Below are 7969 nucleotides of genomic sequence, written 5' to 3'. Positions count from 1 at the left end.
TGCTGCAATTTGAGTTTGCAAAGCTTGAGTTTGGGCGTTTATTTGCTCCAGTTGCCGTTGCGTTTGCTGAACACTACTTTGTAATTGACGCTTTTGAGTCTGGAGGCGAGAGTCATCCAGATATGCGATCGCTTGTCCCTGTCGCACAGCCTGGTATACCTTCACCTCAATTCGGCTTACCTTTCCAGTCGTTGCTGCCTGAACAATTCTTAATTCTCCAGTGGGGCGAATCATCGCCGGAGCTTTAACGGTTGTCGGATACTTCAGGACGGCTGCCAGGGCAACAATTCCTCCAAAAATGGTAAGCATGGCGATACCGCCGAGAGTTGCCCAGCGACCTATGGGCGGTAGAAATTCATCCGGTTGTATCGGATGTAAACCGTCTGAATTGAGCGGAGAATAGTTTAGAGCGTTTGACGATTTCGTAGGACTCATAATTGTTGATCAACAGCCCTTTAGGGTTCAAAATTCCATGATTGTTCCGGTACCCCGCGAACAATTCACGCAACCCCTTACCGGATAGCTCAGTTAGCCGTCGAAATACACGCCCGGAAACATAACACTCAGCTCCCGGAAAACATCTAGCACACCGTTGGTAGAGACCTTCACTCCTAGCATTTACTGGCTGTCCTTTGATGTAAACTCCTCCGTATTTCTGAATATCGCTAGCAACAGCAAGCAGCAAATTTATCGCTATTCCGCGTCCTCGATGTTCGGAACACACGAACAAATCGATGACTTCGCCCCCTTTTATGCAGACATGAAGGTCGTAGGCTTTTTTCCAAGCCACAAAAGCGATCGCTTCTTGCTCTAGTGTTTCTGCCACAACCATTTCCAATTCAGCACCAAAGCAGTCCTGTTCCAGTTGTTGTGGAGTTCCGCGCCATGCCCTCTCGTATGTCTCTTGCATATACATATCCAGCAATTGACACAATTTGGGTATATCGGCTGGAATTGCAGGGCGAAATAAATAAGGCATGACGCTACCAAGTTCTTTCGATTTGCTTTAGCGTTGACCTTGCTGCGGTGCTAATTGCCTTATTTCACCCTGTAAAATCGTTCTTCTTTCAGGATCGGTCATCCAAGTGCCTGGCGAAGGCGAAACATCGCTCAATTGAGTAACAGCGGTTATTTGATCCCCTGCAATCAAACTGGCTTCTTGATCGGAAATATCCTGAAGTTCCCGATCAGTTAGCCAAGAATTTTTATTCTGCATTTTCAGAACCTCCTTTTGTATTTACTAACGAGATGGTACTTTGGGTTGATTGGGTTGATTAAGCAAAGAAGGGAGAGCGATTGCACCTAAAGTTAAAGTCCCTAACTCAGCCGCGAACTCCTCAACTAGGTACAATTTCTAGAGTAGTTAATTCTGGTACTATGGCTCAAAAAAATCAGGGTTCAATTTGAAAAACAATAGGGGTACTGTTACTTTATTATAATCATTCCCTCCTTGGATAAGTGCCTCTTCTTGTTCCGTCAGCACTTCCGTCAGCACTTCTTCATTAAATTCGATAGGTGCATTTAGGTTCGGCTGCAAGGTATCAAGTTCTTTGTTATTGTTTTTCATTTTTACTTCTCCTACTTCGTTGTTGTTCCAACTGTGATCGAGCAAAATTCATGTTTCCTCATGATGGCAAACATCAATGTACCTGTCTTGCACATTCATGCGATTTTTGCACAATATTGCTTTATTTAAAAAGTAAATTCAAATCTAGAATGGCATATGATGCTAATCGTTCCAAACAAATAGGGTTTGAGTGAACTATCCCATCGTTCTCCAACATAGTGAAGAAGACTGTGGTGCCGCCTGTCTCGCTACTGTTGCTAAAGCCTATGGACGAACACTGGCTATTCCACGGATTCGGGAAGCAATTGGTACTGGGCAGCTAGGGACTACGCTTTTAGGATTACGTCGAGGCGCGGAAACATTGGGATTTAATGCCCGTTCTGTCAAAGCGACACCCCAGCTAATCGATCGCCTCAATGAAGCCCCTCTTCCTGCCATCATCCACTGGAAGGGCTATCACTGGGTTGTGTTGTATGGGCGCAAGGGCAAGAAGTATATCGTTGCCGATCCAGGTGTAGGAATGCGCTATCTTACCCGCGAGGCGCTGATCGAGTCCTGGAGTAATGGCGTCATGCTGCTGTTGGTTCCAGATGAAAACCGCTTCTACGAACAATCGAGCGATCGCATTGCTGGCTTTGGTCGTTTTTTCCAACGTGTTTGGCATTATCGCGCTCTGATTGCAGAAGTCCTGCCGCTGAATCTGGTAATTGGGCTGCTTTCTCTAGCCTTTCCCCTACTCATTCAGGTACTGACTGATGACGTGCTGGTACGGGGTGATATGGACTTGTTGGTAACAGTTGCGATCGCTGTTACCGCCATCACCCTATTTAGCAGTGTAATGCGTTTGATTCAGGCGCATTTAGTCGCGCACTTTGCTCAACGGTTGGAATTAGGATTAGCGCTGGATTTTGGTCGCCAAATTTTGCAACTTCCCCTCAGTTACTACGAATCTCATCGCAGTGGCGAGATTGTCAGCCGTCTACGCGACATTCGGGAAATAAACCTGCTGGTTTCTCAAGTTGTGATTACCCTGCCCAGTGAGTCTTTCATTGCCCTGGTATCTATGGGGTTAATGCTGATTTACAGTTGGAAGCTCACGGCTGCTGCGATCGCGGTTGCCTTTCTGATGAGTTTATCGACGCTGATTTTTCTACCTACGTTGCAACAAAAAACTCGCGATGTCTTAGTCACTGACACCGAAAATCAAGGGCTTTTAGTCGAAACCTTCAAGGGTGCTTTAACACTAAAAACCACCAACGCCGCACCACAAGCCTGGGAAGAACTACAAAGCCGTTTTGGTCGGCTGGCAAATGTTACCTTCCGCTTGTTGCAAATCAGCATTGTCAATAATGTCTTTTCCACCCTTGTATCCGGTTTAGGCTCACTAGCTGTCTTGTGTTTTGGCAGTATTTTGGTAATTCGCCAAGAACTCTCGATCGGGCAATTGCTGGCATTCAACGCCATGAACCGCAACTTTACGCTATTGATCAGCACAGTGATTAGTTTTGTGGACGAGTTTGCCCGTGCCAAAACGGCTACTCAGCGCATTGCTGATATTATTGATGCGACTCCCGAAACTCCTACAGATGCTCCCAAAGACTGGGCGGAAATTCCGGCAGATGCGGATATTACCTGCACCAACCTAAACTTTCACCACATCGGACGGGTTGCCCTGTTAAAGGACTTTTCGCTCGCCCTTCCCGGTGGCAAAGTAACTGCCCTAATCGGCAAATCTGGCTGTGGTAAGAGCACGTTGGCAAAACTAATTGCAGGGTTGTACCCGCTACAATCGGGCAACCTTCGCTTTGGGCAATACAACCAATCTGATCTGTCGCTGGAATGTCTGCGGCAGCAGGTTGCCCTAGTACCCCAAGACGCGCATTTCTGGAGTCGCTCAATTATCAATAACTTTCGCTTTAGCTACCCCAATGCAACGTTGGAGCAAATTGTTCATGCCTGCCAGGTTGCAGGGGCAGATGAATTTATCAGCGAACTCCCTGACAAATACCACACAGTATTAGGCGAGTTTGGGGCAAATCTATCGGGAGGACAACGGCAACGGTTAGCAATCGCACGGGCAATTGTCACCGATCCACCCGTCCTGATTTTGGATGAGTCCACAGGCGCACTCGATCCAGTAACGGAGGCAGCAGTCCTCAATACACTACTGGCTCATCGTCAAGGCAAAACGACAATTATGATCAGTCATCGTCCCAGAGTGATTCAACGCGCTGATTGGATTGTGTTGTTGGATCGGGGTGAACTCAAACAAACGGGAACCCCGGAAGAATTAAGCCAACTTCCGGGGGAACATTTGGATTTTTTGAATCCCTAATCTAAGCTCAAAACTGACTCTGGATAATTCCATGAGCTAATTGGATCGTGTTGCTTGATCGGGGTGAACTCAACTTTCTGCACTCTCGACAATAACTTTACCAATCATACCTGCTCCTCTATGCGGTTCGTAATAAGAATTAGATCTTTGAACAGCACTCCCCAGTTTGGTGGTCGTAGAGAACTGGTTCTCTGCCAATGCAGTTGTGGGAGCTTCCAATGCGTCAAATGCGTCAATGGAAATCTTATCATTCGCCCTGCCACCGACGATCGCCCCTTCCCTCGTTTCAGTCAAATCTGTTGCCAGTGCTTGTAGTTGATCTCCATCTAAAACGGGCTTCTGAGCTTGTTTAGTTGAAAACTTATGAATCATTGTTTTGCTCCTTTGTGAGTCTTGAGTGGGTAGGTTTGGTAGACGCGATCGCACAAATCATTTCTAAAGCAGCAGATGTAGCAATAAAGCTACTTCAGCCTACAGTGACTATCTCTGTCCAGTGGAAGACGTACTGCCGCTCGGTCTGGAGACATCAGTAAACCCAATACTCCAAACAGGAGTAAGATCTTTCTGGTCACCCTGTGTACCACCCATTGCTTTCTCAAATTGTTGGTCGTTCAAGCCTTGCCAAAGTTCATTGTCCCGTGGGAGAACTTTCTTAGGCTTAACGTTCATGGTGATTGACCTCCTGTCATTGGTTGATTTCTAAGCAAAAGGATTCGCGAAGAGTAACACAAGCGCAATAGGATATGAAGAACTTGTAATATCTGAGGGTTTAGTAGCTCCTCCTTGTAGCGATTCTGCTTCGCGATCACTCAACTCCTTAGCAAGTACCCGGATCTCATCTTCCATATATATGAGAGTCTGGAAGATCCCTGATATCTATACGACCGGCTTGTCCCTGTCCACCACCAGAAATCGTTTCCGCTTGGTGGGCATCCAGTTTTTGCCAAAGTTCACCGTTCATTGTGATAACTTTTTTAACCTTAACTTTCATGTTCATTTACCTCTTATTACCTTTGGTTTACTTCTAGCTAAAGGGATTTGCGAATAGCAACACAAGCGCAAGAACAGGGGAAGGAAGTGATTGACGTTTAAGTTTAATACGATCGCCGTATACTTGCGTCCCTCCCTGTAGAGTTTCTGCTTCATCATCTCTCAACTCTAGATAAATTGAGGAATCTAACGCCTGACTAGACAATATTTTTCGAGACATCTTTCAACTCCTTTTGGTGGCATGAAAACCAAATTTGACGATAACGGAATATTTAATCCCAGATTTATTGATAGTTCCTGCCGATAGTGATTCTTCACTCTTTTCATCCAACTCCACTATCATCTGTTGGAATGGTGCAATATCCAGCATTGAGCGCGATGAATCTTGAGTTGGGGGGTGAGTAAACATGATTCAATTCCTCAGTAAAGGATAACGAGATGATGGAAAACGTTGACCCTCCCGTTATCCCATCATTCCTGATTAAACTAATCCTTACAAACCAGCGAATTTTTATTATTTGAACGGACGAATGATTGCTTCGACTTTTCTTAGAAATATAGTAGCTCGTGAGGTCGATGCATCTGGGTTTTTCGGCAAAGGAGACTGAAACAAAACTAGGGCAACCACAAGACCTCCCGATAAGGATTCCTCATTGCCTTCATCTAATTCCGCAACTAGTTCTTGCAAAGAAGCAGCATTCAAAGTAGACGGCGATGAATTTTTACTTAAGGGCTGACGTAACATGGGTTAAACTCCGTTTAAGCTTTGATAATGATCGCACTATGGGGTAATCGGTGCGCCTAAGGTAACGATATATGGTGGTATCGGGGTAGAGATTACTATGTTGCGATCGCCTCCTCCTGACAAGGATTCTTCATTCTTTTCATCTAGTGCTATAGCGTTTTCAAATGAGACATGAAAATGCCTCGGAGTTTTTTAGATTAGAAAATGTAACTTGGAAGGCTGAATTGCTAGGGATTACAGCTCTTATCAGAGGGGAAATGCCGAACGCCTTAGTTTTACATCCCAAATGAAAACGCTATATAACGAGTTTTGGTATGGATGAAGTAGTCAAGGTAGACTGCAATGCATTTTTCTTGGGAGGGTGGCGTAGCATTGTTTGAACTCCTTTGTGAGTTTTGATTGGATAGGTTTGGTAGCGCGATCGCACAAATCATTTCTAAAACAGCAGATGTAGCAATAAAGCTACTTCAGCCTACAGTGACTATCTCTGTCCAGTGGAAGACGTACTGCCGCTCGGTCTGGAGACATCAGCAAACCCAATACTCCAAACAGGAGTAGGATCAGTCTGTCCAGAGCCACCGCTAACAGCAGCTTGTTCATCTTCGCTCAGTTCAGACCATAAGGAAAGCAGGGAAAAGTTTTTTGGCTGCATCTTCTTTTGCATAGGATTTTTCTCCTGTAAATGACTGGTAATCAGTTCTCAGGTGAACTGCGATCGCTTTTGATGCTATTCAATAGCATCAAAGATAATTTCAATAGCTTTTGTGACAGATGAGTGCGGTCGCCCATGTGCATGACCCACCTCATGGATCGCAGTATTCGCGACACTGCCATCTTTGCTGCTTCCAATCGAACCTAAAATAATCGATCTATCGATATATGACTCTGTATGGAAACTTCCTGATAGAGATTGTTGCTCAATTTCGCTCAGTTCATGCCAAAGAGAGAGTTGCGATCGCAAGGGTGCAATGTTACGGTTTCTAGTCTGAAAATTCATACATTCTAATTTCTACACCCACTTATACTTGACACTCAATTTTCCAGAGGACGGGTTCCAGCGAACTGTCAAGATTCCACCTGACGTTCTCACCCCCCAGAATGTAGTCCCTCCGTTACTAAGCGAAAAATCACTAGTTGCACCGCCCTGAAGAGATTCTTCGTTGTGTTCGGTTAGCTCCGTGATTAGCTCTCGCACAGGTGAAACATTCAGTGTAGACTGCAATGAATCTTTACTTAGGGACTTACGAAACATGACATTTACTCCTTTGTAGGTTGTTCAACATCTCAGCAATGGAGTGGGTTCTAAGCTTTTCCTGAAAATAGCTTGTACCTATCTATCTGATTGATGAGTGGAAATTACGCATCCGGTTGATGGACGAAAATCATGCACAGTTCAGTTGACTTAATAGTGGTAGGAAATGAGCAAATAGTCTTGCACATTCGTGCGGTTTTTGCACAATCTTGCTAAAACTTAAGTAAAGTTTTAGGCGTCACTCCGGTCAATTGTTTGAAGTGACGATTGAGGTGGCTTTGGTGGGCAAAGCCGCAGGCTTGAGCAACAGACGAATGGCACTCAAATAACGAGCCGATCCGCCCCCCAACCCCCAATTCTGGGGGAGCCAGAGTTCAAAGTCCCCCAAAATTGAGGGATGCGAGGGGGCAAATTCCGTAGGAGATCGCTTAAGTCAGTGCCATTCGCTCTAAGAGTTATTGCAACCTTGTCAGCAAAATACAAAATATAAGATATTTTTAGCCACTAAGACATCCAAACGCGATCGCGATGGGGCATGGAGAGAGTTGGAGCGATCGCTAAAACGCCTCAAAACCGATCGCCTCGACCTCTGGCAACTGCACCACGTTTCATTCGACCAAGAACTCGACACAATCTTCAGTAAAAGCGGCGCAATTCAAGCGGTAGAAGAAGTTAAAGCGCAGAAACTGATTCGCTTCGCTGGCATTACTGGACACCACGAGCCAAATATCATCGTTGAAGGGTTGCGTCGATATGCATTCGACACCACGCTCATCCCCATTAATGCCGTAGAAATACACCATCCCCGCTCCTTTATTCCTAGCGTACTACCAGTAGCACGGGAGAAAGGAGTGGGTGTGATTGCTATGAAAGTCCCAGCCTACGGGCGTCTGTTCAAACCTGGCGTTTTGGATGGAATGCACCAAGCGATGGGATATACCCTTTCCCAAGCTGGAGTGCATTGTTGCGTCATTGCCGCCGAAACCGTCGCACAGCTAGAGTCCAATCCGGAAGTAGCACGAGCTTTCAAGCCACTCGATGCAGTCGCTTTGAAAGAGATTGAAAAACGCACAGCAGCTA

15 protein-coding genes and 1 pseudogene are annotated in these 7969 nt (G+C 45.6%); 2 read left to right on the top strand and 14 right to left on the bottom strand.

From position 1 onward, the window contains the following. The 4 genes from V6C93_RS04190 to V6C93_RS04175 form a co-directional block, all read right to left on the bottom strand. A partial coding sequence (locus V6C93_RS04190; protein WP_333475393.1) for a biotin/lipoyl-binding protein occupies positions 1-309 on the bottom strand: 309 nt, incomplete at its 3' end. 46 nt (positions 310-355) lie between these two features. Further along, on the bottom strand, positions 356-979 hold the full coding sequence (locus tag V6C93_RS04185) for a GNAT family N-acetyltransferase (protein WP_333475392.1): 624 nt from the start codon (positions 977-979) through the stop codon (positions 356-358). Between the two features lie 27 nt (positions 980-1006). After that, positions 1007-1216, bottom strand: a complete 210-nt coding sequence (locus tag V6C93_RS04180) for a hypothetical protein (RefSeq protein ID WP_333475391.1) — start codon at positions 1214-1216, stop codon at positions 1007-1009. Between the two features lie 159 nt (positions 1217-1375). Continuing rightward, the gene (locus V6C93_RS04175; protein ID WP_333475390.1) at positions 1376-1612 is read right to left on the bottom strand and encodes a hypothetical protein; all 237 of its coding nucleotides are present in this window, start codon (positions 1610-1612) and stop codon (positions 1376-1378) included. A gap of 145 nt (positions 1613-1757) precedes the next feature. On the opposite strand from V6C93_RS04175, the gene V6C93_RS04170 reads away from it, so the two are divergent. Next, the gene (locus V6C93_RS04170; protein WP_333475389.1) at positions 1758-3902 is read left to right on the top strand and encodes a peptidase domain-containing ABC transporter; all 2145 of its coding nucleotides are present in this window, start codon (positions 1758-1760) and stop codon (positions 3900-3902) included. Positions 3903-3971: 69 nt separating this feature from the next. On the opposite strand, the gene V6C93_RS04165 is transcribed toward V6C93_RS04170, so the two are convergent. From V6C93_RS04165 to V6C93_RS38080, 10 genes are all read right to left on the bottom strand, one after another. Beyond that, positions 3972-4274, bottom strand: coding sequence for a hypothetical protein (locus V6C93_RS04165; protein WP_333475388.1), 303 nt, complete (start codon positions 4272-4274; stop codon positions 3972-3974). Between the two features lie 108 nt (positions 4275-4382). Next, positions 4383-4571 carry a hypothetical protein gene (locus V6C93_RS04160; protein ID WP_333475387.1) on the bottom strand — a complete coding sequence of 63 codons (189 nt, stop codon included), beginning with the start codon at positions 4569-4571 and terminating at the stop codon, positions 4383-4385. A gap of 166 nt (positions 4572-4737) precedes the next feature. Further along, complete coding sequence (locus V6C93_RS04155; protein WP_333475386.1) at positions 4738-4893, bottom strand: hypothetical protein; 156 nt, start codon at positions 4891-4893, stop codon at positions 4738-4740. A 33-nt stretch (positions 4894-4926) separates the two neighbouring features. Then, a complete protein-coding gene (locus V6C93_RS04150) occupies positions 4927-5112 on the bottom strand; it encodes a hypothetical protein (protein ID WP_333475385.1) in 186 nt (61 codons plus the stop codon). Between the two features lie 3 nt (positions 5113-5115). Then, positions 5116-5301: a hypothetical protein gene (locus V6C93_RS04145; protein ID WP_333475384.1), complete on the bottom strand. Its 186-nt coding sequence runs from the start codon at positions 5299-5301 to the stop codon at positions 5116-5118. Between the two features lie 105 nt (positions 5302-5406). Beyond that, positions 5407-5637 (bottom strand): hypothetical protein, encoded by a 231-nt coding sequence (locus V6C93_RS04140; RefSeq protein WP_333475383.1) that lies wholly within the window; start codon positions 5635-5637, stop codon positions 5407-5409. Positions 5638-6118: 481 nt separating this feature from the next. Next, complete coding sequence (locus V6C93_RS04135; protein ID WP_333475382.1) at positions 6119-6301, bottom strand: hypothetical protein; 183 nt, start codon at positions 6299-6301, stop codon at positions 6119-6121. A 63-nt stretch (positions 6302-6364) separates the two neighbouring features. Beyond that, positions 6365-6634 carry a hypothetical protein gene (locus tag V6C93_RS04130; protein ID WP_333475381.1) on the bottom strand — a complete coding sequence of 90 codons (270 nt, stop codon included), beginning with the start codon at positions 6632-6634 and terminating at the stop codon, positions 6365-6367. Positions 6635-6646: 12 nt separating this feature from the next. After that, complete coding sequence (locus V6C93_RS04125; RefSeq protein WP_333475380.1) at positions 6647-6889, bottom strand: hypothetical protein; 243 nt, start codon at positions 6887-6889, stop codon at positions 6647-6649. A 212-nt stretch (positions 6890-7101) separates the two neighbouring features. Further along, entirely contained in the window at positions 7102-7245 is a 144-nt protein-coding gene (locus tag V6C93_RS38080; RefSeq protein WP_349262610.1) for a helix-turn-helix domain-containing protein, read from the bottom strand. Between the two features lie 132 nt (positions 7246-7377). On the opposite strand from V6C93_RS38080, the pseudogene V6C93_RS04120 reads away from it, so the two are divergent. Continuing rightward, positions 7378-7969, top strand: a pseudogene (locus tag V6C93_RS04120) (aldo/keto reductase); the annotation flags it as partial.

Source organism: Allocoleopsis sp. (assembly GCF_036703385.1).
Classification (GTDB): Bacteria; Cyanobacteriota; Cyanobacteriia; order Cyanobacteriales; family Coleofasciculaceae; genus Allocoleopsis.
Note: the sequence above shows the minus strand (reverse complement) of the source record. Positions and strands in the feature narration are given on the sequence as shown.

Excerpts from the sequence above, each read along its gene's own strand:
- V6C93_RS04185 (WP_333475392.1), bottom strand. The coding sequence starts at position 979 with ATGCCTTATTTATTTCGCCCTGCAATTCCAGCCGATATACCCAAATTG.
- V6C93_RS04180 (WP_333475391.1), bottom strand. The coding sequence starts at position 1,216 with ATGCAGAATAAAAATTCTTGGCTAACTGATCGGGAACTTCAGGATATT.
- V6C93_RS04165 (WP_333475388.1), bottom strand. The coding sequence starts at position 4,274 with ATGATTCATAAGTTTTCAACTAAACAAGCTCAGAAGCCCGTTTTAGAT.
- V6C93_RS04160 (WP_333475387.1), bottom strand. The coding sequence starts at position 4,571 with ATGAACGTTAAGCCTAAGAAAGTTCTCCCACGGGACAATGAACTTTGG.
- V6C93_RS04155 (WP_333475386.1), bottom strand. The coding sequence starts at position 4,893 with ATGAAAGTTAAGGTTAAAAAAGTTATCACAATGAACGGTGAACTTTGG.
- V6C93_RS04150 (WP_333475385.1), bottom strand. The coding sequence starts at position 5,112 with ATGTCTCGAAAAATATTGTCTAGTCAGGCGTTAGATTCCTCAATTTAT.
- V6C93_RS04145 (WP_333475384.1), bottom strand. The coding sequence starts at position 5,301 with ATGTTTACTCACCCCCCAACTCAAGATTCATCGCGCTCAATGCTGGAT.
- V6C93_RS04140 (WP_333475383.1), bottom strand. The coding sequence starts at position 5,637 with ATGTTACGTCAGCCCTTAAGTAAAAATTCATCGCCGTCTACTTTGAAT.
- V6C93_RS04135 (WP_333475382.1), bottom strand. The coding sequence starts at position 6,301 with ATGCAAAAGAAGATGCAGCCAAAAAACTTTTCCCTGCTTTCCTTATGG.
- V6C93_RS04130 (WP_333475381.1), bottom strand. The coding sequence starts at position 6,634 with ATGAATTTTCAGACTAGAAACCGTAACATTGCACCCTTGCGATCGCAA.
- V6C93_RS04125 (WP_333475380.1), bottom strand. The coding sequence starts at position 6,889 with ATGTTTCGTAAGTCCCTAAGTAAAGATTCATTGCAGTCTACACTGAAT.